At 43.1% G+C, this 25,085-nt stretch carries 21 protein-coding genes; 3 read left to right on the plus strand and 18 right to left on the minus strand.

Annotation, left to right across the window (positions count from 1 at the left end; all coding sequences use genetic code 11):
- Positions 1-84: 84 nt before the first annotated feature.
- The 6 genes from I8748_RS34340 to I8748_RS34365 all read right to left on the minus strand — a co-directional run bounded on the left by I8748_RS34340 (position 85) and on the right by I8748_RS34365 (position 4,615).
- Positions 85-651 (minus strand): hypothetical protein, encoded by a 567-nt coding sequence (locus tag I8748_RS34340; RefSeq protein ID WP_198128945.1) that lies wholly within the window; start codon positions 649-651, stop codon positions 85-87.
- Complete coding sequence (locus I8748_RS34345; RefSeq protein WP_198128946.1) at positions 644-1,273, minus strand: phycobiliprotein lyase; 630 nt, start codon at positions 1,271-1,273, stop codon at positions 644-646. Before I8748_RS34345 ends, I8748_RS34340 begins: the two co-directional genes overlap by 8 nt.
- A 303-nt stretch (positions 1,274-1,576) precedes the next feature.
- A complete protein-coding gene (locus I8748_RS34350; protein WP_198128947.1) occupies positions 1,577-2,068 on the minus strand; it encodes a GNAT family N-acetyltransferase in 492 nt (163 codons plus the stop codon).
- 101 nt (positions 2,069-2,169) lie between these two features.
- Positions 2,170-2,856 carry a DJ-1/PfpI family protein gene (locus I8748_RS34355; RefSeq protein WP_198128948.1) on the minus strand — a complete coding sequence of 229 codons (687 nt, stop codon included), beginning with the start codon at positions 2,854-2,856 and terminating at the stop codon, positions 2,170-2,172.
- A gap of 128 nt (positions 2,857-2,984) precedes the next feature.
- Entirely contained in the window at positions 2,985-3,944 is a 960-nt protein-coding gene (locus I8748_RS36185) for a DMT family transporter (protein WP_198128949.1), read from the minus strand.
- A 74-nt stretch (positions 3,945-4,018) separates the two neighbouring features.
- Complete coding sequence (locus I8748_RS34365) at positions 4,019-4,615, minus strand: glutathione S-transferase family protein (protein WP_198128950.1); 597 nt, start codon at positions 4,613-4,615, stop codon at positions 4,019-4,021.
- Between the two features lie 300 nt (positions 4,616-4,915).
- On the opposite strand from I8748_RS34365, the gene I8748_RS34370 reads away from it, so the two are divergent.
- On the plus strand, positions 4,916-10,222 hold the full coding sequence (locus tag I8748_RS34370) for a two-partner secretion domain-containing protein (protein ID WP_198128951.1): 5,307 nt from the start codon (positions 4,916-4,918) through the stop codon (positions 10,220-10,222).
- Positions 10,223-10,376: 154 nt separating this feature from the next.
- Here the strand turns inward: I8748_RS34370 and I8748_RS34375 are convergent, their stop codons facing one another.
- The 4 genes from I8748_RS34375 to I8748_RS34390 all read right to left on the minus strand — a co-directional run bounded on the left by I8748_RS34375 (position 10,377) and on the right by I8748_RS34390 (position 13,769).
- Positions 10,377-11,291, minus strand: coding sequence for a TauD/TfdA dioxygenase family protein (locus I8748_RS34375; RefSeq protein ID WP_198128952.1), 915 nt, complete (start codon positions 11,289-11,291; stop codon positions 10,377-10,379).
- A 244-nt stretch (positions 11,292-11,535) separates the two neighbouring features.
- On the minus strand, positions 11,536-12,336 hold the full coding sequence (locus tag I8748_RS34380; RefSeq protein WP_198128953.1) for an SDR family oxidoreductase: 801 nt from the start codon (positions 12,334-12,336) through the stop codon (positions 11,536-11,538).
- A 129-nt stretch (positions 12,337-12,465) separates the two neighbouring features.
- Entirely contained in the window at positions 12,466-12,819 is a 354-nt protein-coding gene (locus I8748_RS34385) for a hypothetical protein (RefSeq protein WP_198128954.1), read from the minus strand.
- 2 nt (positions 12,820-12,821) lie between these two features.
- Positions 12,822-13,769 (minus strand): zinc-binding dehydrogenase, encoded by a 948-nt coding sequence (locus I8748_RS34390; protein ID WP_198128955.1) that lies wholly within the window; start codon positions 13,767-13,769, stop codon positions 12,822-12,824.
- Between the two features lie 1,156 nt (positions 13,770-14,925).
- On the opposite strand from I8748_RS34390, the gene I8748_RS34395 reads away from it, so the two are divergent.
- Positions 14,926-15,270, plus strand: coding sequence for a KGG domain-containing protein (locus I8748_RS34395; RefSeq protein WP_198128956.1), 345 nt, complete (start codon positions 14,926-14,928; stop codon positions 15,268-15,270).
- A gap of 491 nt (positions 15,271-15,761) precedes the next feature.
- On the opposite strand, the gene I8748_RS34400 is transcribed toward I8748_RS34395, so the two are convergent.
- The 8 genes from I8748_RS34400 to I8748_RS34435 form a co-directional block, all read right to left on the minus strand.
- A complete protein-coding gene (locus I8748_RS34400) occupies positions 15,762-16,550 on the minus strand; it encodes an SDR family oxidoreductase (protein WP_198128957.1) in 789 nt (262 codons plus the stop codon).
- Positions 16,551-16,568: 18 nt separating this feature from the next.
- Positions 16,569-17,390 carry an NADPH-dependent oxidoreductase gene (locus tag I8748_RS34405; protein ID WP_198128958.1) on the minus strand — a complete coding sequence of 274 codons (822 nt, stop codon included), beginning with the start codon at positions 17,388-17,390 and terminating at the stop codon, positions 16,569-16,571.
- Between the two features lie 127 nt (positions 17,391-17,517).
- Positions 17,518-18,630, minus strand: a complete 1,113-nt coding sequence (locus tag I8748_RS34410; protein WP_198128959.1) for a sulfonate ABC transporter substrate-binding protein — start codon at positions 18,628-18,630, stop codon at positions 17,518-17,520.
- Positions 18,631-18,968: 338 nt separating this feature from the next.
- On the minus strand, positions 18,969-19,730 hold the full coding sequence (locus I8748_RS34415; RefSeq protein WP_263977124.1) for a class II aldolase/adducin family protein: 762 nt from the start codon (positions 19,728-19,730) through the stop codon (positions 18,969-18,971).
- Positions 19,723-20,385, minus strand: a complete 663-nt coding sequence (locus I8748_RS34420) for a cysteine dioxygenase family protein (RefSeq protein WP_198128961.1) — start codon at positions 20,383-20,385, stop codon at positions 19,723-19,725. The genes I8748_RS34415 and I8748_RS34420 overlap by 8 nt, the downstream gene beginning before the upstream one ends.
- Positions 20,386-20,643, minus strand: a complete 258-nt coding sequence (locus I8748_RS34425) for an RRXRR domain-containing protein (protein WP_198128962.1) — start codon at positions 20,641-20,643, stop codon at positions 20,386-20,388.
- Positions 20,644-20,670: 27 nt separating this feature from the next.
- Positions 20,671-21,792 carry an LLM class flavin-dependent oxidoreductase gene (locus tag I8748_RS34430; RefSeq protein WP_198128963.1) on the minus strand — a complete coding sequence of 374 codons (1,122 nt, stop codon included), beginning with the start codon at positions 21,790-21,792 and terminating at the stop codon, positions 20,671-20,673.
- A 129-nt stretch (positions 21,793-21,921) separates the two neighbouring features.
- Positions 21,922-22,977, minus strand: a complete 1,056-nt coding sequence (locus tag I8748_RS34435; RefSeq protein WP_225896638.1) for an aliphatic sulfonate ABC transporter substrate-binding protein — start codon at positions 22,975-22,977, stop codon at positions 21,922-21,924.
- Between the two features lie 1,005 nt (positions 22,978-23,982).
- On the opposite strand from I8748_RS34435, the gene I8748_RS34440 reads away from it, so the two are divergent.
- Positions 23,983-25,085: NADP(H)-dependent aldo-keto reductase (locus I8748_RS34440; protein WP_198128964.1), on the plus strand; the 1,103-nt coding region annotated here is incomplete at its 3' end.

A 25,085-nucleotide genomic window follows, 5' to 3' on the forward strand; every position in this document is an offset into this window, starting at 1 on the left:
ATTGGGGATTGGGGATTGGGGATTGGATTCTACTATTAGTCATTACATCTGGCCCACTACCCATTACCCATTACCCATTACCCATTACCCATTACCCAGTCCTCGCCAAAACGCCAGTGGATCTTGGGTCGGGCGGCAGTTGGGATAAGACCGCAAGCTAACTTCCATACCAGGTTGAAACTCAGGAGGCACGATCGCAAATCCCAAGCATAGGTGAGCTAGGGATTTAGCAAATTTCTGATGATGTCCAGGTGAACCAGCATGAGCATGAGCATATTCATGGATCACCAACAACTGCCAATCTTCTGGAATCACTCGTCCCACATCAATCAGAATAGTAATTGGGTCTGTTTGCAGATTACAAAGACCATCAATCCTAAAGGAATTGGCCAAGGGAGCTGCAAATATCTGAATTGCACATTGCTCCCAAGGGTGAAAACAGTTGTGGCACGCCTGAAGACAGGCATTAAGTTGAGCGTTCACGGCATCAATATGATTGCCAATCCAAGTGCAGATAGGAATGCGCTTGTCTGGGTCGTACACCAGATCTACTATGTCTGGCTCTAGAGCCAAGCTGCGAGTACGATACAAATAATCTAACCCGCGAGTAAATGGATCGGTGCTGGTTGCGATCGCTAATTGATTAGCCAAAGAAGGAAAACGATTTTGTGGGTTCAATAACTTTCTCAATCTGATCGGGGGTCAAATTTGAAAAATCAGCGACATCTGAATTAAAGGAAACGCCTTGAGCATCTGCTATCCGAAATTCTGTACAGAATGTGGCGGTACTAAACCCACCGAAGCGTTTTAAAGTACTAGTCCGCATCCGCACACTGGGGCTAACAAACCAGAATCGCTCTATCGAACTCATGGTATCGTAGTCAGTTGTCAGAACCAAGCCATCCTCATCATCCATGTGATAACGACCCGCTACAGGAACAATTTCGGCGTAGCCGCGCTCTCGCAGCAGTGTTCCCTGTCTACCATCACTAGTATCCGGCAGCAGTGCAAAAACTGTCGAACCTGTATGATTTTCGTCTTCTTTATCCCATCCCATCGAACCGTGCCAAGACACAAAAGCTCCACCGATCGCGCTTCTAGGGTCAAACTCATGGAGTTGGCAAATCTCTATGATTTTCGGATCATCAGCACTCAAAGCCTGGATCTCAATTTCAGATTCACCTCTTTCAGCGCGTTTGAAAGCTAGGTGGTGTGTGGTTCGTTGCGATCGCCACTTGCCAGTACTGAGTTGAAAAAACTCCATTGCATCCATAGATTGAAACCTGACTCCTATCGATGATCTTTCCTGGTATTCAAATTATTGGGTAACTCTACCCTCTACATCATAAAACTTTGATGGGAGTCAATGGTCAGTTGTTAGTTGTCAGTTGTCAGTGGTCAGTAGTCAGTAGTCAGGAATTATTGGTGTTAGTTCCCCCATCTCCCCTATCTTCCCTATCTCCCTCATCCCCCCATTGCCCCCAAAGCCCCCCATCTCACTACTTAAAGGGTGGGGATCAATCATGTTCAGGTGTGGAAGATGTTTGAGCAGGCTAAGTCAAAATCTAATGAAAAATTATGGCGATCGCGCATCTGCATTTAATGGGTAAATAAAGTTGGCAACAGTTTCACGTTCGATCCAGCCTTGTTTGCGATAAAACTCTCGTTGATAGGATTCTCGCTGTTTGTGGTTCAGCAACATCAGCACTGAACATTTTCGGATTTTCGCCTCATTGATGACAGCTGCTAACAGGGTTTTGCCGACACCCTGACCACGATTAGCCTGTAGGATGAATAACTCGGATACATAAGCTTGCAGTTGGGGAAGAAACGGACAGGGTAGCCAATGAACTGTAACGTATCCGATTACCTCGCTTTCAGCATTTTCAGCTACATAGACCGAATGACTATCATCTGCATAACACTGAGCAATGTGCTGCTGAATTTGCGTGATGGTTTTCTCAATAGGCGTTGAATTCACCCATGCAAACCAACCCAATTCTCGGAGAATTTGAGCGATCGCTTTTGCATCTGATTCTTGAGCTTTTCTGATATTGGAAGGAAGCATGATCTGAATTTGTTTGCGAGTTCATTAAACAAGAGTTATACGATTTTGGATTGTCAAAAAGTTATTAGATAAATTTTTTGGTGTTTTATCCTTTACAACTGTTAACTTCTGCCTGGTTGTATTATTTTTTGGATGATTTGTAAACGGTTATCTAGATTATTTTTGCTAGCAGCTTGAACGCTGTTGACAATAGCCTCCGGTGCAGTTTGGGAAGAACCACTTTCAAAGGGAGGTTGGGGATTGTATTCTATTTGTAGTTGAATAGATTGGGCGATCGCTTCTGTGAATAATTCCGCAGCTAAAACTAGCCCAAAGTCAATTCCTGATGTTACACCAGAGCCTGTAATGCGATCGCGGTCAATGACAACCCTTTGGTTGACTACCTCAACTCCCAGTAATTCCAGCAAATCTAGATAAAGCCAGTGAGTAGTGGCGCGATAGCCTTGGAGTAAACCAGCCGCCGCCAGCAGCAAAGAACCTGTGCAAACTGATGTCACATAACGGGCTTTTTCTCCCTGAGTTTGCAGAAAGTCGAGAAATTTCCTATCTTCCAGCTTCGCGTTAATACCTATCCCTCCTGGTACAAATAACACATCTAAAGGTGGAGACTGATCAAATGTCGTGTCGGGTAGAAAAGTCAATCCGCGATCGCTCTTAATAGGTTCTAGAGTCTCCGCCAGCAGATATAATTGCGTGTTTGGGAATCTAGCAAAGACTTCATAAGGGCCTGTGAAATCTAACTGTGTCAGATTTGGGAACAGTACGATACCAATAGATAAATTTGTCATTGGTCAATAGTCATTAGTCAGTAGTCAGTAGTCATTTGACTTATAGCACAAGCCTTGGTAGTGAGGACATCAACAGTTAATAAAACCTAGACACAAAAAGACTTTTCACCCAGTCCCCTGCTATATATCTACGAAGGGGTACGTCTATGCACAAAGCTTTCTCCACTTAACAATGCGATCCCGAATGTGACAATACCAATTCCTAGGCTTTGAACTACGTTTAAAGTTTCGCTAATTGTTGCCCATGCGACTAACGCTGTCAATGCTGGGCTGCTAGAACCGATGATAGAAGCGGTAGTTGCGCCAATCATCCGAATCCCCAAATTGTTTAGAGTATGTCCGATAAAACTGATCAAACCCGAAAAAATACTGCCAATCCATATAGGTGTCCAATCAAGTTGGATATTAGGAGGCGGCCAGAACAATAAGCTAACGCCGGAAAGCAGCAGAGTAGAGGCAAAACTGATCCAGGTGAAAGGAATTGGATGGAATTTTTGCAAACATTTTTGGGCGATGACACAATAGAAGGCGTAAACGATCCCCGCACCTATACTTGCAAAAATGCCTATAGCAATAGCATGACTGCTGTAGGTAGCTGAAGATTGAGGAATGGTGAGGACGCTACCTATGAAAATAATACCCATCACTAGCCAGCGGTAGAGTGTGGGGCGATCGCCAAAAAACCTCCAAGCAAGCAGCGCCGTAAACACCGGATAGGTAAAGAAAAGAGTTATAGCAATTCCAGTGGAAATCAAGCCAATAGCGATGTAGAGTGAGGCAATATACACAAACATCAGCACCCCACAGCCAAACGCTTGGATGAGAACATCAAAGCGATCGCGTCTAAACAACTCTCGCAATTCTTTAAAAGCAGATGGATATAGCTTAAATGCTAGAGATGCCATAAGTGGAACCACTAGCAGCATTCGCATAAACATCAGCAAGAATGAATTTTGCAAATCCGGTTTTACGTATCCACCAAGTAAAAATAAACTTAGTACGATATGTTCTGAAAACAAAACTCGTACAGTCACGTTGTGAAACGCCAAAACAAAGGAGGATAGAAGAACCGTGAGGATGCCTAACACGCGCTAAAGGTTTTTTTAAACCTGATTGTATTGCTAAAACCACTGGACTGACAGACCGGACAAGGTTTGAGTTTTTAAGGCTCTAGTTTCGTCGCTTGCAGGGAAGGTCGCCCAGAAAATTCATCATACCATTGAGCAACTTGAGGATAATTCTGCCGCCATTGGAAATCAGGCAGACGAACTTCTAAGGCTAGTGTAGAAGCGAGGGTAATATGAGCCAGCTTAGGAGTTTGGTCAAGTTTTTCGGAAATCTTCTCGAAGTAGTCCAAGATTCGCAAAGCACGCGATCGCTCGAACTCAATTATCTTTTGTGAGCGCTCACTTTCTGTACGCAATATTAGCTCTCGTAACCAGGTACCAAGACCATCGATAAATGCAGTTGTTATCCCTTCAAGCTGCTGGGAAAAGACATCAGCATCGTCAGCGACAATTTTGATCTCAGGATTTAAGCGATTGAGATAAGTGACGATGATCCGCGCTTCACTCAAGATAAATCCGTCATCAGTCGCCAGAGTTGGCACTTTACCTGTGGGATTGTAATTGAGTAATTCGCTAGTGGAATCACGCAAAGTGACTTTTTGCAGTTCCACTCGGTCGGCTAAATTGAGTTCAATGATTGCAACCCGTACTATGCGTGCGTATTGAGATTTTTCTGTATAGAAGAGTTTCATGAGAAAGCGCGATCGTCCTTTTTGGTGAAGCTAGACTACAGTATTCTGTTTAAGAGTCTAGCTTAGTGATACTAAGTTGCTTCAAAAAGAGTATCAAGACGTAAGAAAGTAACATCCTCCTCATCTTCCTCATTCCTTTTATCACTCACTACCTTTACCTGTTGTAGATGTATTATCTTCAGAGCAAGAAAATTGCTAGTTATTGCCATGTTACTGACTACACTACAATGCTGTAGTAAATACTTTGTCAAGTCGCGGTATAATGAATAGTCCAAGAAACAGGAGTGTTTGGGCAATATTATGTATTCGATCTGGCCGCCAGTCCTAAGAATTACTGTTGTGTGTGCAACAACACTGTATGCAAACAAGGCCATATCTCAAATCACCCCAGATAGCACACTAACAGAGAAAACCCAGATCAATACAGTAAATAATATTACAAATATTACGGGCGGCACAAAAGCAGGAAGTAACCTTTTTCACAGTTTTACCGACTTTTCCGTACTCAAGGACAGCACAGCCTATTTTAATAATGCTGCGGATGTCCAAAACATTATTAGTCGAGTGACGGGTAGTTCAATCTCAAAAATTGATGGATTAATCAAAGCTAATGGCACAGCTAATCTGTTTTTACTCAATCCCAACGGGATTATTTTTTCAGAAAATGCCCAATTGAGTATTGGTGGTTCGTTTGTTGCCAGTACCGCCAGCAGTCTTAAGTTTCCTGATGGTAGTGAATTCAGTATTACTAATCCTCAATCACAGCAGCTACTGACAATTAATCTCACTCCAGGATTACAGTATGGAGTCAGTCAACCAAAAGCAACAATTACTAATGCTGGCAATTTAGTTACCCAGCAAGACTTGACTTTAGTAGCTGACAAACTTGATTTACAAGGACAGTTAGTAGCCGGCAGAGATTTGACAATTCAAGGTCAAACTACAGTACAGGTGCGAGATCATGTGCAATCTCCATTTAAAGCGCAAGCAGGTAGAAATCTAACAATTCAAGGCGATCGCGGCATTGATATAGTAGCCTTAAATTCTCCAGTACCAGCATCGTTTGTGAGTGGGGGAAACTTGCGCCTCATCAGTGATGGTGTAATTTCTGGAGATGGGCGTTTTAGTAGTGGCGGTAGTTTTTCCCTTGAGAGTTTGTCAGGAGAATTAGCCAACTTAGTCAGCCTTCATGGCCCAATTATTAGTTCCAACAGTGATGTTGATGTCGCTGCTAACTATACAGGAGCATCGCTTTTAGTAGAAGCTAAAGGTAACATTCGCTGGCTTGGAGATATTAATATTACCCAACCGAATAATAGTAATTTGCCAAGTGACGCAGACACCACCAAACTCAGCACCACTCCAGCATTAATTATGCGATCGGGGCAGAGTACTCTAGCTTACGGAAATATAAATTCTGATTCAGCCTTTTTGTCTAGCTCTAGTCTTGTCCCTACAGGAATTACATTAGGTGGAAATGTTACTGTACAGCCATTTAATGATATTGGGGGAACAGTTGACCTGTTAGCAGCATCAGGAAACGTCAATACTCAAAGAATAAGTACGAATGGGGAAACACAAAGCCCTTATTATTCTATAGAAGTAAGTCCTGGAATTTTTTATACTTTTTTCGGTCAAATCAATAATGCTAATGGCGGTGCAATTAAAATTACTGCCCAAAACGGCGGTATTAGCACTGGTGATTTATACTCCCACTCATACTCAAGCTCTGGCAATACCGGAAACGGTGGCGATATTATCCTGGAAGCAGGAAAAGGTAGCATTAATACTGGCAATTTGTTTTCTTTCTCTCGCGCAGACTTTGGTAGTTTTCTCTCTTCTTATCACTCCGACTCTGGTAATGCCGGAAATGGAGGGGCAATTACACTTTCTGCCGTCGGTGGAGATATTAACTCTGGTGATTTCGACTCTTCTTCTTCTGCTTATTTCTCTTCTGGTGATGGCATGGCAAGAGATGGAGGAGCAATTACACTTTCTGCTTTTGGTGGATCTATTAATATTAACAATTTGAAGTCTTTGTCTTATGCTGTTGGCTCTACCAACACCACAGGAAATGGAGGAGCAATTACACTTTCTACTGTCGGTGGCGATATTAACTCTGCCGATTTTGACTCTTCTTCTTTTGCTTATTTCTCTTCTAGTTATAGCAAAGCAGGAAATGGGGGAGCAATTACACTTTCTACTACCGATGGAGATATTAATACTAATAATTTCAGGTCATTTTCTTACGCCTCAAGCTTTACTAATAGCACAGCCGGAAATGGGGGAGCAATTACACTTTCTGCTGTCGGTGGAGATATTAACACTTTATTTGTGAACTCTTATTCTATCTCCACAGGCTTTAATAGTAGCACAGGCGGAAATGGGGGAGCAATTACACTTTCTGCTGCCAGGGGTGGTATTAACACTTCCTCTTTGAACTCTTCTTCTTACTCTTTTAGCTCTACTAGTAGCACAGGCGGAAATGGGGGAGCAATTACACTTTCTACTACCGATGGAGATATTAATACTTCCGATTTCAACTCTTCTTCTACCTCCTCTGGTTCTACTAGCACAGGCGGAAATGGGGGAGCAATTACACTTTCTACTACCGATGGAGATATTAACACTTTCTCTGTGAAATCTTCTTCTACTTCCACAGGCTCTACTAGTAGCACAGCCGGAAATGGGGGAGAAATTACACTTTTTACTACCGATGGAGATATTAATACTTCCGATTTCAACTCTTCTTCTACCTCCTCTGGTTCTACTAGCACAGCAGGAAATGGAGGAGCAATTACCCTTTCTACTACCGATGGAAATATTAATACTTCCGATTTCAACTCTTCTTCTTACTCCTCTGGCTCCACTAGTACAGCCAAAATAGGGGGAAAGATTAATCTCTTTGCATTTCAAGACATCAACATCAATCGTGTCAATTCCTTTTCTGTCTCCTCTGGTTCTACTAGCACAGCCGGAAATGGGGGAGAAATTAGTATCGAAAGCTTAAATGGCAACATCACTGCTAATGATTTACTTTCTACATCATATTCTTCGACCCAAAGTGCTGGAAATGGTGGTTCAGTTAGCCTGAATGCGGTCAATATCATCAAAATTCGTTCTATAAACTCTACCGGAAGATTAGGTTCAGGAAATATCACACTCAAGAGTAATGCACCTTTCGTGATGGACAATAGCATCATTTTCAGTGATACCTTTGGTTCTGGCAAAGCAGGAGATATTAGCATTACTGCACCATCTATTAGTCTGACGAATAGCGCCCAAATATCAGCTAACACCCATAGTAGTGGACAAGGTGGAGATATCAGGCTCGTAGCTGCCGATAGTATAGAACTCAGTGGTACAAGTGAGCTAATACCTGGAGGAATTTTTTCCGATTTTGTTTTTGATAATGCTAGCGGTATTCCCCCTGGAACCTATCTTGGTGGCTTTATTCCTACGGGTACTATTGGGGAACCTCCTGAAGGCACTTTATTTCCTAGCGGTGTGTTTGCACAAACAACTGTAGGTTCTACTGGTAGTGCTGGTAACTTGACATTTGAAACAGACAGACTAATCATTAAAGATGGAGCAGCGATCGCTACAACTACCTTTGGACAAAGTGGCAATGCAGGTAACATTGCCATTCAAGCAAATGATTCTATTTCAGTGAACAATGGCTCAATTTTAAGTGGCGTGGCAGGGGGAGCAAGGGGAAATAGCGGCAACATCCAGTTAAAAACCAGTTCTCTTTCCCTCTCAAATAGGGGAATTGTGCAAACCCAGACTTTAGGAGCAGGTAAAGCCGGAGATATACAGATAATTGCTGATGCAGTCAGTCTGTTGGGTGCTGGCAGTGGAATACTCTCAGGTAGTGGCGGTAGCAATGAATTTTTAGGAACTACAGGCGACAATATTGGGTCGGGTGGAGATATTAGTATTACCACTAATAGTCTCAGCATCGCTGATGCCGCAGTTTTAGATGCTCAAACCCAGACTAATTCTCGTGGTGGCAACATCATAGTCAATGCCAACACATTAAATGCTTTGAATGGTGGGCAACTGCGGACATCTACATCTGCTGGTGGTCAAGCAGGAGACATGAGATTGAATGTCTCAGAAATTGTCTTATCTGGCTCTCAGACTGGTTTATTTGCCCAGACCAATAGTTCAGCTAATGCAGGAAAAATAGTTTTCCAGCCTTTTGATAGCAAACAAACTTTAACAATTAATCTTTTGGATGGAGCGCAGATATCTGCATCCACTGCTAGTCTTGGTCAAGGAGGGAGTCTCACTTTTGCTGCCCCTGAGTCTATTACTCTCAAAGGCAATGGTACTTTGACAGCCACCGCCGAAGCTGATGCTAGTGGACAAGCTGGTGATGTGCTGCTGACTACCAAAAAACTCAATATTGCTGATGGAATACGTATCTCTGCTGCTACCAACTCTACCAATCCCACAGCTCATGGTGGCAATCTTCACATCCGCACTACACAATTGAACCTCACAGAAAGTAGCTCCTTAGAAGCAGGAACAACAGGTGCAGCACCAGGAGGAAACTTAACTATTCAGCCTGATGAAAACAGCCAGACCTTAACAGTTAATTTTCAAGGTGCGTCAACTGCATCAGCATCGACATCCGGTAGCGGTAAAGGAGGCACACTCAAAATATCTGCACCTGATTCTATTATTCTCAGTGGTAATGGTTCTCTTGTCTCTGCTGAAACTACAGGTTCTGGTGCAGGTGGTAACTTGATTTTAGAAACAGGAAAAATCACTGTGCAAGATGAAGCACAAGTGACGGTAAACAGTACAGAGTCAGGCACAGCAGGCTCATTAATCATGTCAGCTAACTCTATTTTGCTAGATAACAAAGCCAAAATTAGTGCTGACACTACAGGTGGAGGCGGAGATATTTTCATCAATACACCTTCTTTAGTATTGCGTCGCGGTAGTAGTATTACTACCAACGCTCAAGGAGACAATATCCCTGGCGGCAATATTACCATTAATAATCAAGGTGGCTTCATCATCGCCGTTCCCCAAGAGAACAGTGATATTAGTGCTAATTCCCGTGACTTCCGTGGAGGTCAAATTAAAATTAGTACACAAGGTATATTTGGCACGCAGTTCCGTAATACACAAACTCCAGACAGTGATATTACAGCCACAGGTGTTAGTTCCCAGTTGAATGGTACGGTACTAATTAACACTCCTGATGTTGACCCCAGCCGAGGGTTAACTCCGTTACCAGAGAATTTTGTCGATCCTAGTTCCCTGATTACTCAAAATGCTTGCCAAAAGAGCGCAGGCAGTAGGTTCGTGATCACTGGACGCAGTGGCTTGCCATTAGACCCCAGTCAAGTTTTAACTTCAGAAGAGGCACTAGTTGATTGGATTGAACTCACTTCACCAGTCACTACTCAACTGCAACGAACCGATAAATTAGATACCTCTTCAACTTCCAATACTCATACAAGGATGGAGCCAATTGTAGAAGCTCAAAGGTGGGTAATCAACAATAGAGGCGAGGTAATCCTCATTGCTCCTAGTCAAGCCAGCACACCCAATTGGCAGCAATCTCCTGCTAGTTGCTCTACATTTTAAATAGTAGTAATGCAAGGGTTGGCGAACTTCTAGTAGTCCACCAAGATAACTCTGCGTCGTGTTGATCTGGGGGAGGCTGGGGGGAAAGAGAATTGTTAATTGTTACTTCTTCGCTCTCCCTGCTCCTCTGCTCCCCTGCTTTCTTCTCCAATCTCTAAACTGCAACAGCCTCGCGTCGGTTGTATGCAGAAGAGTCTCCCTTAATGGCTTGACTTTGTTTACCATCAATGCTTACTGGGATGTCACCAACGATTGTGACTCGTTGAACATGGCGGGGTTGGTCGCCGTAATCAGCGATCGCATAATGTTGAGTAGCGCGGTTATCCCAGAATGCCACGTCACCAACTTGCCAACGCCAGCGAACTGTGTTTTCAGGCCGGGTTACATAAGCCTGCAATAGTCTTAAAATATCGTCTGATTCAGTTGTTGATAGACCTCGGAATTGACGAACAAAACCACCAATGAATAGCCCACGTTCGCCAGTTTCAGGATGAACCCGCACAACTGGATGAAGAGTCTCGTACACGGTCGAGGTGAAAACAGCTCGGTAAGCTTTCACATCTTCTGGAAGGTCAAAACCTGTTGCATAGTCATAGGCGTTGCTATGCACTGCCCAAAGTTCATCCGCAAGGTTACGTAGATAGTTTGGTAAATCCTGGTACGCAGTTACAGAGTTAGCCCAAATAGTATCGCCTCCTGCGGGGGGAATCACCAGCGCCCGCAAGATAGAACCAAGCGGCGGGCGGTCTACAAATGTTACATCGGTGTGCCAACTGTTGGCACGGGAAGTAGTTTTGCCGTAATTTAAATCGAGGACTTCTGGGTGGTCTGGAAGTGATGGTACAGTGGGGTGTGCTGTTGTCACTTCACCAAATCTACGAGCAAAAGCAACTTGTCCGTTAGCATCAAGCTGTTCCTGACCACGGAAGAAAATTACCTTATATTGCACTAAAACTTTGCGGATATCACTGATGATTTCGTCGCTGAGATGATTACTCAGATTAACGCCAATGATTTCAGCACCAATGCGTCCGGCAACTGGTTTGATGTCAAAGTATTGGGAACTCATGTGTTTGTTTCTCCTGAAAAGTTTGTTATTAAAGGGAATTGGGAATGGGGAATTGGGCATGGGGCATTGGGAATGGGGAATTGGCAATTGGTTATTAGACCTCTTGCAAAAGTCGTTCTTAGCATTCTTTTCTTTGCGTCTTTGCGACTTTGCGTGAAACAAAAAAAGATTTATGCAAGAAGTCTATTCTCCTTCATCCTCCTCATCCCCCTCATCTCTCCCATCTCCTCTGCCTGCTACCTTGTTAAACACCAGGCGTAGAGCCACCATCCACGAGAATTTCTGCTCCTGTAATGGAAGCTGCAAGGTCAGAAACTAAAAATAGAGCTAGGGATGCAATTTCTTCTGGCTTGGCGATTCTCTTTAAAGGTATGCCTTGAATGGTTTCTGCTTTTGCTTGTTCTACAGTGATGCCATGTGCTTGGGCATTTTGCTCTGCTAGGCGTTCGGCTCGCTCTGTGGCAGTAGCACCAGGTGAAATGGCATTAATGCGAATATTGTACTGGGCTAACTCTTTAGAAATTCCTCTGGTAAAGTTGATTAGCGCGGCATTAGTTGTACCACCAGGAACGAAGCCAGGGCGAGGTGTGCGTCCTGCACCGCCGATGATGTTGACAATGCGTCCATCACCTCGATTTTTTTGATGGGGTACAACAGCTCTGACTAAGCGAATATAGCCCAATAGTTTTAAGTTCCAAGCATCCAACAATACATCATCGCTCAGTTCGAGGAATGACCCTGCACGGGCTGAACCGGCGTTATTGATCAAAATATCAATTTGACCAAACTGGGTCAGAGTTGTTTCAACGACTTTCTCAACATCTGCTGCTTGAGTGAGGTCGGCACTGATGGAAATGACTTTTGCTCCTGGGGTGGGTAGCGACTGAATGGCACTGATTGCATTTTCTAATCGTTCTGGGTTGCGAGCTGCGATCGCTACATTCACACCTTCACTATAGAGGGCTTTAGCGATCGCTAACCCAATCCCCGCACTTCCTCCTGTGACAATGGCACTTTTGCCTGATAGGTTTAGTTCTAAGCTCATATACAGTTTGACTCAAAAATGTATCTTGTTAAGACTGTCATTTGTTATTGGTCATTGGTCATTTGTAAGTACCAATAACAATGCATGAACAGATAAAGTGATTATGCAATTTGGATGTTTTTAGCTAATTCAGTTGTGGTTGCAAAGCAATAATGTTGCTGATTGAGAGCCTGTATTATGAATTTTCAGGATGGTTTGAGTTTCATCAGATGTGCAACCCAAAAGTATCTTGATTTCTGTATCCCGCTTTTCTAAATCAATAGTACAAATGACGGCAGTCACCGTTTTACCAGACAAACTTCCTATCCAAACATCAATACCTGCTCCATCTCCTGCTTTAGTGTCTTGCAAATATCCATAATCCAAGGGATAAACAAAGCTTGGATACCGTGGATGTGATGTTCCTCGCGGGCGATTGATCTTGACATTACTAGTAGCTACAAGCTGCTCTAGTTTCAGCCAAAAGTCTTCACTGCTGCTCATGCTCAGTTTGAAATGTGCAATACAGCTTTACCAGGAAAGCGTCTGTCGAGCAACTGTTGTGCCACATCAGCTATTTGTGTCCAAGATGCTTCCACATCAATATGAGGACGCAACTGGCCTGCTTCTACTAAAGTTAAAAGCCGTTTCAGACCGATTGCGGCTGATTCAAATCTCAGCTCATCGAATAGGCGTAAACCATACAAGCTCACACCACCAGTCCCGAAGAATTCGGCAGCATTAAATGTGACTTCTGCGCCTCCAGAAACTCCATACAACACTGCTTTTCCATCTTGTGCCAGTAAGCTGAGGGCTATTCCTAGGGTTTTACCACCCACTGACTCCACAATCAAATGATAAGGGCCGTACTCTTTTGCCGGTGAAAGGTCTTCACCTATTACTAGCGATCGCGCCCCTGCTTCTGTGACTAAAGTCTTATAGCCAGGTTGACGAATGTGTGCTGTCACCTGCGCTCCTGATAACCTTGCCAACTGAATAGCAAAGTAACCAACGCCTCCTGATGCACCTGTAACTAGAACTGGGCGACCCAAAACAGAACCACCTTTAAGCACAGCATGGTAGGCGGTTAGACCCGCCACTGGTAATGTAGCAGCTTGAGCAAACGATACTGATGGCGGTAATTCTGCTAGAGCGTTGGTAGAAACTGAGACCAGTTCTGCCCAAGCACCCGCACGGCGCAAGCCGACTACCCGCGCTCCCCAAGGAGCGCCAGAGCCGTCAGCAGCAGGGGTTTCTACTATGCCAGCCAAGTCCCAACCAGGCTGCCAACCAGCCTCTGCTGAGGTTGAACGTTTCACTTCTCCCCGATTGAGAGAAATTGCTTCCACCCGTACTAAAGCTTCATCCAAAGCAGGCTTTGGTGCAGCCACTTCACTCAGTGCCAAACGGCCTGGCACATTGGGGTCAACAATCACAGCACGTATTTTGCTCATACACAATGTCCTGGCTTGGAGATGAGTTTCTAGATTCGGTGGTCTATGATGTAATGCTGTTAGTTTACATCGGCCTTCTTAACTCCAAATCTCTACAACTAGTATGATATTCAATTTAATACGATAAATCTATCGAATTACCGTATTTTGTAATGTAGAGAAAATCTATCACACACAACTCTCAATAATCAAGGGCTTGTCAAAATATTTCTTGCTGTGTTGTCACCTAGTAGTACGCCAAGGCAACTTGGCGGGGTAAAGGGGAAAGGTTTTTGTCCCTTACCCTTTTCCCTTTAACCTTTACCCAACCTCCACAAGTGCATTTTTGGCTTGGCAGACTACTAGCCGCTATGAACTCGTTTTGAGACAATTTAATATTAAGAAAGTTTGGGAATTGTGAATTAATTGCAGAGAATCCAAATTAGTGGCTATCCTGTGGAAAGGCTTGAACGGAAAGGGCCTTAATGAATCATAACAATGTAAGAAAATATTATAAATCTGCTATAATAGCAGATTCAAACCAAGTTTTTGACAGATATCTGATCAAAGTTAGCTTTTCTAAGTATTTAGAGTTGATCTTGGCGATCGCAACAATCAACATGTACAAGACATAAATATTATTTAGCCGCCAAGGTCAACAAACTATGTACATAAGTTTGCTTTAAGGTAATCCAATCTTGATGGTAATTTATCCTCACTGATGTAGATGATGAGCTTTTCAAAACTAAATTAACAAGTCTACTAGCTAAAGTCCAAATGGTGAGATCCTGTTTCTATACTGTTGATTGATTTTTATTGTCAATGTAAACAGGTGAGTGAATATTTATTTTTATAATATGTCAATACTTGAGTTCGATTATTTGATATTTTGCAGTGTTTTTTTTAGTTGTGTAGACAAAGCTTTAATTAAACACATCCTTCTGTGATTGTACAAAAATTTCCTTTCTCCTTGAAGCAGGTATTTTTACACACTAGCTTAAAAGTTATATGTCTGAAGTTAAGGCCCAGCCTGGAATATTCTTCCTAAAGGGCCATGAATGCACTCATTTGAGTAGCTAAATTGAGAACGTGAATGAACAGTATCAATGAAAAACCAAGCAAGGTTTTTGCAAATTAAAAAATACCAAAGGTTTAGTTAGTTACAAGGAGTAACATTATGTCAGATACAAGCAACCGTGGCTTCGCTTCTATGGATGAAGATAAGCAGCGTGAAATTGCTAGCAAGGGTGGACATGCTGCTCACGAAAAAGGTACTGCCCATGAATTTACACCTGAAGAAGCTCGTGAAGCAGGTAAAAAGGGTGGCGAGACTGTAAGTCAAGATAGAGAACATATGGCTGAAATCGGTCGTGAGGGTGGCAAACATTCTCACCGTGGCAGTCAAAAACAAGATGACAGTGATGATGACGATACTGAAGAAAAGGGTACCCAAGGTGGTACACGAGAGCAACACGCTGAAGCAGGACGGCAAAGTCACAAAAACAAGAACAAAAACAAATAATTTCATTTAGTAATTGAGTCAGCTGTCCGACATTTAGTGTTGCATATCTAATTGTGTTGACTGATGATTGATGACTGTCAAACACATTTAATTTAACGTGAATTCGACAGATTTGAAAAACCCCGCTTCCATTCCTCTCCCCTGAAAGGAGGAGCCACTGCGTTGCGCGGGTTCCCCGCGTTGAAGCATGTGGCGTCAGAGGCTTTAAAAGCTTGATTTTTCGTTCTTTATCGAGGATGTTAGAGCCACCTCTCCGCGTCGGAGAGGGGTTGGGGAGAGGTTCATCGAACTCACATTAATTTGCACAATCACTTTATGTAGCCGTTCTTAGTCATTAGTCATTAGTCCTTTGTAAATACAAATGTCTAATGACTAATAACTAATGACAATCATCAATGAGATAATTTCCAATTTAGGCGTACATTTGCTTACTTAATTTCTAAATTTCACCAACGCCTAAAAATTCATTAAGGTTGTATCACAATTGCTGTTCAAAAGGTTCCTGAGTTGAGTCCACCATCTACTTGCAGCATGACTCCATTTACAAATGATGCGGTTGGAGAACATAAAAATACAGCCACATTAGCAAATTCTTCTGGTGTCCCCATACGCCCTAAAGGAATTGCTGCATTGACACTGGCGATTTCTGCTGCTTTTGTCTGACCACTTTTGGCAGTTCGAGCGGTGATTAATTCTTCTACTCGTTCTGTGTATGTCCAACCTGGTAAAATGCTGTTGACACGAATTTGATCGCTACCTAATTCTTGACTGAGGGTTTTCGTTAAACCAATGACTGCGAGTCGAATTGAGTTCGACAAGACGAGATTTTTAACTGGTTGTTTGGTTGAGGTTGAGGTGATAGTCAGAATTGCCGATGCTGTAGATTGCCGTAAGTGAGGTAAGGCGTACTGAATCAACCGAACTGCACTCAGCAAATTTAAATTAACTGCGGCTTCCCAAGCTGCTAAATCAGTGTCATCAAAAGTGCCAGCAGGGGGGCCACCGGCATTGGTGACGAGGATATCCAAGCCACCAAATTTTTCCACAGTAGCATTAATCACCCGTTCAATATCTGCTTGTTGAGTGACATCTGCACGCACTGCCAATACTTCTGTGCCTGTTTCGTTTTCTATCTCCGCAGCAGCTTTGTCAACTAATTCACTACGGGCGCAGATAGCAACTTTTGCACCCTCACGGGCAAATTGCCGTGCTGTAGCTTTGCCTAGACCTTTACTAGCAGCTGTGACTAAGGCTACTTTGCCAGTGAGTTGCAAATCCATAATTTTTGCCTTGTAATTTTAACGCAATTGAAAGCCGAGATTATTGAGGGCTTCACGCAAGCGATCGCGTCCTCTCAATGATTCTACAGTTGCAATCCTTTGGGCTGAGTGTTCTGACCAATCGCCAGGAACATTCATCTTTTGTTCAGTATAGAACTCTTTGATGATGTTGTTGTAGTGAGCGATCGCATCATCTTGGTCTGCTAGTTTATATGTTTCGCGGTGCACCACCGCAGACTGGGGTAAACGTGGCTTCACCGCAGCCGCCACTTCTGGATTAGGATAGCCTACACACAACCCAAATACAGCATACACAGAGCTAGGCAAATTAATTACCCTTGCTACCTCTTCCGGCTTGTTGCGAATGCCTCCGATATATACTGTTCCCAACCCCAGAGACTCAGCGGCTACCGCAGCATTTTGCGCCGCCAAGGTGGCATCAACGGTTGCCATCACAAACATTTCCAAGTATTCTAAAGCATCATGAGATATGCCACGACTATCAGCAACGTGAGCTATACGAGCTAAATCTGCTAACCAAACCAAGAATAAGGGAGCTTGCCTGATATGTGCTTGATTTCCTGCTAGCTTTGATAACTCTTCTTTCCGCAGTGGATCTTCTACCGCTACTACACTCCATGTTTGCAGATTTGAAGAAGTAGATGCAGATTGAGCCGCAGCAACTAGCAATTCCAGGGTTCCTGGTGGTAAAGGGTCAGATAGATAAGCACGGATGGAACGGTGAGACAGCAACGTTGTTAAAGATTCATTCCATGCAATTTCTGCATTGAAGGGAATTTCACCATAGCGCGATCGCAGTAGTTCTGTGGGATGAGTCATAGTAAGTGTGAAGTATCAAAGATAAAGTCAAACAAGGGGAGAACAATTCAATATTTTTTACCCCTACTAAAACGCAGATATGAGTACACCGTCATCAGTCATTAGTCATTCAGTCATCAAAATCACTTTAAATTTTGGGTGAAAATGCAGCATATTGTTCTTTTGTCAATACTGCTTCTTTAACGTTAACCTGTTTGGGAATCAATTTTAGTTGATAATAGGTATCAGCAACCTCTTGTTGTAAATTTATCAGGTTATCGTCAATTGGCACAATACCAAAAGTCCGCCGATTAGTTGCCTTTCTCAGGGTTTCAATATCAATTCCTAATACAGGCGATAGAGTTTGTGCTACTTCTTCACGATGCTGTTTAGACCATTCTTCCAAGTTTTGTATTTCTTCTAAAACTGCTTTCACAATTGTTGGATTTTCAGTCACAAACTTGCGGCTTCCTAAATAATAGCCACCCTGTTTATTAATTCCTGTACCATCAATAAGCACTCTAGCATTTGTTGCTTCTTGTGCTGCTGCATAAAAGGGATCCCAAATTACCCAAGCGTCAACACTGCTTTTGACAAATGCCGCACGGGCATCAGCCGGTGCTAAATATATAGGTTGAATTTCACTATATTGCAATCCTGCTTTTTCTAATGCTTTAACTAACAATAAATGAGCGCTAGAACCTTTTTGAAAAGCAATTTTTTTGCCTTTGAGGTCACTCAATTGTTTGATTGAGGAATTTTGAGGAACAAGAATTGCTGAACCAGCAGGACTAGCAGCAATTCCTGCTATATAAGTTAATGATGCTCCTGCTGCTTGAGCAAATATTGGTGGTGATTCTCCTACATGCCCAACGTCTATACTACCTACATTCATTGCTTCTAGTAGTTGCGGCCCCGCAGGAAATTCAATCCAATTTACAGATACTCCTTCTGGAGACAAACGCTTTTCTAGTACACCCTTAGCTTTGATCAGAATATTAGATTTTTGATAGCCAAATCGTAATAAATTTGCTTTAGCAGGAGCAGAATTACTAACTGACTGAGTATTTGAATCAGCAGAGTTAACTGTTGATGGTGATGAACAAGCTGCGAATAGGAAGCTTAGACAAAAGCCTGTAATAAAAGCCCCTGTAATTGGTAAAAATAAGAAAGATTTCTGTCTGTTTCTCAATTGCAGATAAGTGGATTTCAGCAAAAACATCCACTTCGAGAATAAGCGGCGAAAAAATAAGCTGATCATTGAGATAATTTTTTTGACTGTTTAAAATACTAAAAATCTATATATTTATCGTAGTATATAACTAAATACTAGTCATAGAAAAGCCAAAAAATTATTTTTTACTTTGAATCTCATAGCAAAATGCTGAGGAGCCAGTGCGTTGCGGTGAGGCAGTCCGGTCTTAGGGTCTCCCCAACTGGAGGAATTGCCGAACCCGTTCGCTGAAAGCGTTCCCGTTCGCGCAGCGTCTCCGTTAGGAGAAGGGTAGGTTCCCTCCGTTATAGCACCTGGCGTTGCTGAGTAAAAATACTAGTCCCCAGTCCCTAGTCCCTAATCCCCAGTACCCAATCCCCAGTCCCCTAATCAAGTAAATCGGGTTCTTCGCGCACAATTCTTTCGTAGAGTGGCTGAAAGCTGAACCACCCACTTGCATGTGATCCCACTTGAGTTTGTGCTAAACGTGCCGTTTCATGTTTAATGATATGGGGTCTGCCGGCAGCTTCAGCCAAAAGTTGGGCTTGGCACGATCGCTCTAAAGTAATGTACCACCAAGCAGCCTCATCTACTGTGTGCCCTACGGTGAGGATGCCGTGATTTTTCAGGATGATTGCTTTTTTATTACCCAAGTGTTCCGCTAGTCGCTTGCCTTCAGAGGTATCTAAAACAACACCTGTATAATCATCAAACAAGGCATGATCTTCATAGAAAGAACAGGAATCCTGAGTTAGCGGGTCAAGCAGGCGACCCAAACTAGACCAAGCTTTACCGTATACTGAGTGAGCATGTGCCGCAGCTACTATATCAGGTCTAGCTTCGTGAAGTTGGGAATGGATAGTGAAGGCAGCGCGATTCACAGCAGCATCACCTTTAACCACATCGCCTTCTGTGTTAACTAATATCAGGTCAGAAACACGAATATGACCAAAGTACATTCCAAATGGATTTACCCAGAAATGGTCTGTAAACTCAGGATCGCGAGCTGTGATATGACCTGCTGTTCCTTCGCTGAACCCGAACTTGCCAAATAATCGAAAAGCCGCAGCTAGGCGTTGCTTGCGGTGTAGGCGTTCATCTTCAACTCGCTCAAATACTGGAGGTTGGGGTCTATTGTATTTAGGCATATTCTTTTTCTTCTTCCTCTTTGCAAGGAGCATTGGAATAACCAGAACGAAACGATTTGACGCTCTTGTATTCAGGGATGAACTGGTGACGCCAGATACAGCCAGTATCATTACCCAACACATGGATAGATACAGATGCCGTCTCGGATATAGTTTTGACAGCGTGAATATCTCCAGTTGGAGGTAACAAACGGTAGATATCACCTGGTTGGAGCGATCGCTCTTCAACTACTTCTAATTCTGCATATCCTTCTGCATCACCGCTATCTACACGGCGATAGACAGTCTCTTGCTGGTTGCCTTTGTATAAACCAATTAAACCCCAAGCCAGATGGTCATGGACAGGAGTTGTTGAACCGGGAGGAATTACCAAGCTAAATACAGTTAAAGAACGGTCGAGTGCGCGATAAAGCAGCCATTGACCTATACCACCACCCATCCTGCTATCCGGATTGACTTGCATGAATTTTTCGCTTAACCATTCTTGCTGTTGCAGCAACTGTTGAAAATAGGGTTCCAATGTAGCTAGGGTCTGCATGCGGTTTTCTATGGTGCTGGCGCTAATTTCCCGCACTGTTGCTACAAAAGAACGTAGTTGTTGACTATCAATAAACCATTGGTCTTCCGGTAGTGGTTCCAGGATGGTGTGTGTCATTTATCTTCCTCTTCCTCGTTGGGGGAAGTGAATCAAATTAGTATTAGTTTTCTTACCCGTAGTCACAACAGCACTAGGAGCAATTTTAAAGCTTAGTTGCTCAAACATAGGGTGGGAAAGAGCTTCTTTGAGAATAATTGTAAAGGGATATCGCTGGAATACCGCAGCTTTACCCTGTGATAATAGCATCCTGGCATGGCTGATGCGTACTGGGTACAAGGGTTGTTTGTTAACATCGAGAATCATAACCTTAGTCATTTATTAGACTCCTTACGAGTAGATTGATTAAGCCACAACAGTTGCTTGTCGTTCTCGCCGTTGGACTTCTGCTCGTACTAAGGGAATTACATCACGACCGTAGGCGATCGCATCCCCCAATGGGTCGAACCCCCGAATCAACAGAGTTGTTACCCCTGCCTCGTAGTAATCTACCAAAGATTCTGCTACTTGTTCTGGGGTTCCAACCAAAGCAGTAGTATTGCCATAAGCACCAGTAGCAGCAGCAATTGGTGTCCACAACCGCTTATCGTAGATTTCACTTTCTTGGGCAAACTGTAGCAAGCGATGAGAACCTACTGCTTGCGGACGTGCAGAAGTAAAGTAGGGAGTTGTTGGTAGCTGATTTTCTGTTTTAGCAGCCCGAATTTCCTTAATCCGAGATAGGATAGAACGCGCTCTTTCCCAGGCTTTCTCCTCAGTATCACCCAGAATTGGACGTAGCGACACACTGAACCGTGGAGAACGTCCTGGTGGTGCGGCAGCTTTTACCTCACTAATTCGTTCCTTAATTGCCGCAATAGGTTCTCCCCACATAGCATAAACATCACTATGTTTTGCACCCACAGGTACCGCTGCACCAGAAGCGCCTCCAAAGTAGATAGGTATGTGGGGTTGTTGGAGAGGCTTCACATCCGAGTAAGCATTTTTCACCCGGTAGAACTCGCCTTCATAATTAAAAGGAGTAGCATCAGTCCACACCCGACGCACAATATCAAGATATTCGTCAGTACGACGATAGCGGGTATCATGGTCGAGCCAGTCTCCATCGCGTTGTTGTTCAGCATCACTACCACCTGTAATAATATGTACCGCAATCCGACCATTAGTAAAATGATCAAGAGTTGCTGCCTTACGGGCGAAGAGAGTAGGAGCCACAAAGCCAGGGCGGTGAGCGATTAAAAACTTCAACTTTTCTGTTGCAGCCGCCGCAAACGCAGCCACTGTTAAGCCATCTGGGCCAGTTGAGCCATAACCAACGAGTACCCGGTCAAAACCGCCATCTTCATGAGCCTGTGCAGACTTGCGGACATAAGCAGGATCTATCGAACCACCAGTTATAGAGACTGTCGGCCCATCCAACTCAGACACTTGTCGCGTTCCAATCATCCCAATAAATTCAATTGGCACAGTACACCTCTTTAGTCATTTGTCAGTTGTAATTCTCCCCATCCCCCCATCTCCCCATCTCCCCATCTCCTCTACTCCCTACTCCCCATCGCCCCTTATCCCTAGAGGGGGCCCCGAGTTCCCCACTCCCTACCTCGCAGTCGGGCAAACAACAGCAGCAACATCTACCCTGCGCGGCAAAATCTTTTGCTCTAGCATCCAATCAGCTGTTTTTTGGATTTTGGCAATATCATCAGCATTGGGGATGACAAGTTCCTGTGGCCCTTGATTTTCAGTTACCCGCCTAGCCACAGCTGGAGAGATTTTGATTTCCTTAACTAAAAATTCAGATGATTTTTCCTTGTTTGTATTCAACCATTCATACTCTTCACCTAAAGCTGTGAAAGCTGCTTTTACGGCTTCCGGAGACTTCGCCGCCGTGTCATTACGCACAAGCATCACACCATAGGTAGGAGCTGGATGAGTTGTGGTGATTCTCCTAGCACCATGCTCTAATTCGGCAACTGATATATACGGTTCCCAAACTGCCCAAGCATCCACAGTTCCTTGATAAAGGGCGGGTGCAGCATCGGTTGGGCCAAGGAAGACACGCTGAACTTTCTCTTTAGGAATGTTCTCTTTTTCTAATACTTTTAATAATAAATATTCACCTGCACCAGCTTGATTCACAGCAACTTTTTTACCTATTAAATCAGCAGGTTTACGAATAGAAGAGTCACCACGAACAACGATCGCACTAGCCAAAGATTCAGGTCTAGGACGTTGGACAGCCCCAATACAAAGTTCCTGACCAGCAGCGATCGCTGATAAACCAGGTATATCTCCACACCCACCGATATCCGCTTGATTAGCATTAATTGCTTGGAGTAAAGTAGCACAACGGTCAAAGGGGCCAGCCCATTCAACTTTAATATTTTGAGCGGCAAGTTTCTTTGCTAACTCACCTCTTTGACGAGCAATTGGCACCGCACCTCCCTTTTGAAATCCCAGGCGAATCAAACCGGTTTTCTCTTGAGTTTGGTTACTTACATTTGTGACGGTAGTATTCGCAGAATTAGCCAAGTTAGTCGAAGCACAGCCAGAGATTGTCAACAGTAGCCAATAACTGGTAAATAATAAAGCATTGATGCCAACAGCTGAGCGCTGTGGCAATAATAGTAAGAACTTTTGAAACTGATTCAACAACTTTTACACCCCTTAACTTATAAGGATGAGAGCCTAGAGATAAACTCCAGTACTCTCGTGATTAACCGCCCATTTAGCTGTGATATCAGTTGCTTAAACAACGGTAAACCGCTCGGAAAACCGTGGTTAAACTACTAGCAAAAGTTATCACAGACAATTTCAAAAAGCAAGTGGTATGGGGCATTGGGCATTGGGGATTTGTCTTTCTCATCTCCTTCTATCTGTCCTGCTCTCCCGCTCCACACCTCCTTTCCAGTCACTAGGAAACTCAAAGTAAAATAGCCTCCATGAACATTTATTAAGTCCTAATTTTGAAGAAACTTAAGACTTTCTGGTAAAAATTACTTTAATCTGATAGACTTACCGTAGTTTTAAGTGAATCAAAAAGGAGCATTCCACATCAACTCAGAAAAAGTAAGTAATTTCTGATACATTTTTATATTTTGTATGACTTCAAAGTAGCTTACTTTTCTGAACTAAATTTATCAAACAGAATTCAGGAGTCAGGAGCCAGAATAAGAAATTGAATTCTGTGCGACTGGCGGATGAATAAATGGGTTTAAGACCCCCACCAAATCTTAGATTTGGTGGTCTACAATTAGTAGTGGGTCTGAATCCCCCGCTAATTGCATTCTGAATCCTGAATTCTGACTTCTGAATTCTTCTTCAAGCAATGAAAATAATAAATTGATTTGCTATAGAATTAGTAAATCAATTAGTTTTGCTATAAAGTTTATTCTCAATGTTTGCTAGATTTGTGTTGTTTTGAAACAAAATATTTGCATTAGATGAACTTTGTATGAAAATACTTAGCATACGAACACTTAGTAAATCAAAGCTATTGCTAAGTAAATCGATTTATCAGCCACATCAAGCTGTAATTTTTTTTCTAGGAAATTATTCCTGTAACCTCAGATTTATAATCTGAGGGATAATTGTAAAAAAAATTGTGTTTTCCACAAGAATATTAACGTCTGAAGTTCGACAGAATCACAACATCGGAATATGCAGTATAACCAACTTGGCGAAAGTGATCTAAAAGTTTCAGAAATTTGTCTTGGTACTATGACCTATGGGCGGCAAAATACCATTGAAGAAGCCCACCAACAGCTAGATTATGCTATTGCCCAAGGAGTCAATTTTATTGATGCGGCTGAGATGTACCCAGTACCAGCCAGTGCTGAAACTTACGGTGCAACTGAAAAGTTCATTGGAGAATGGTTGAAGCATCAACAGCGAGACAAGCTGATTGTTGCTACTAAAATAGCAGGCCCTGGTCGCGGCTTTCAATGGTTACGTGGTGGTGCAGAAGCAATTGACCGTGATAATATCAAACAAGCTGTAGATGATAGTCTCAAAAGATTGCAGACAGACTATATTGATTTGTTCCAAATCCACTGGCCAGACCGCTATGTGCCACGTTTTGGACAGACAGTATTCGATCCCACCCAGGTAAAACCATCAACACCGATAGTTGAGCAACTCGAAGCTTTCGCTGATGTAATTCAAGCTGGAAAAATTCGCTATCTTGGTTTGAGTAATGAGACGCCTTGGGGAGTTACCCAATTTAGTAATGTTGCTAAACAGTTAGGATTACCCAAAGTTGTTTCGATTCAAAATGCTTACAACTTGCTCAATCGTGTGTTTGATGGCGCCCTTGCAGAAGCAGTTTATTACGAAAATATTGGCTTACTAGCTTATAGTCCTTTAGCCTTTGGTTTATTAACTGGTAAATACCTAAATGGTAAACCAGAAAAAGCAAGATTTTCTTTGTTTGAAAATTTTGGCCAGCGCTACTTTAAACCAAAAGTTAGTGAAGCAGTAGCAGCTTATGTTGATATTGCCAAACGCCATCAACTAAGCCCAGCACAACTAGCTTTAGCATTTGTGCGGAGTCGTTGGTTTGTCGCCAGCACAATTATCGGTGCCACAACATTAGAACAACTCAAAGAGAATCTAGAAAGTGTCAATGTCGTTCTCGATAAAGACATTTTGGAAGAATTAGATGATGTTCATGCTCAATCTCCAAACCCCGCACAAATGCTAAAGCTAGTTGTGCTGGGCTTAGTTGATGGCGTTTGGCAATATCAACATAAGCTGCTACTGCT

It is taken from the genome of Amazonocrinis nigriterrae CENA67 (assembly GCF_016056305.1).
Classification (GTDB): Bacteria; Cyanobacteriota; Cyanobacteriia; order Cyanobacteriales; family Nostocaceae; genus Amazonocrinis; species Amazonocrinis nigriterrae.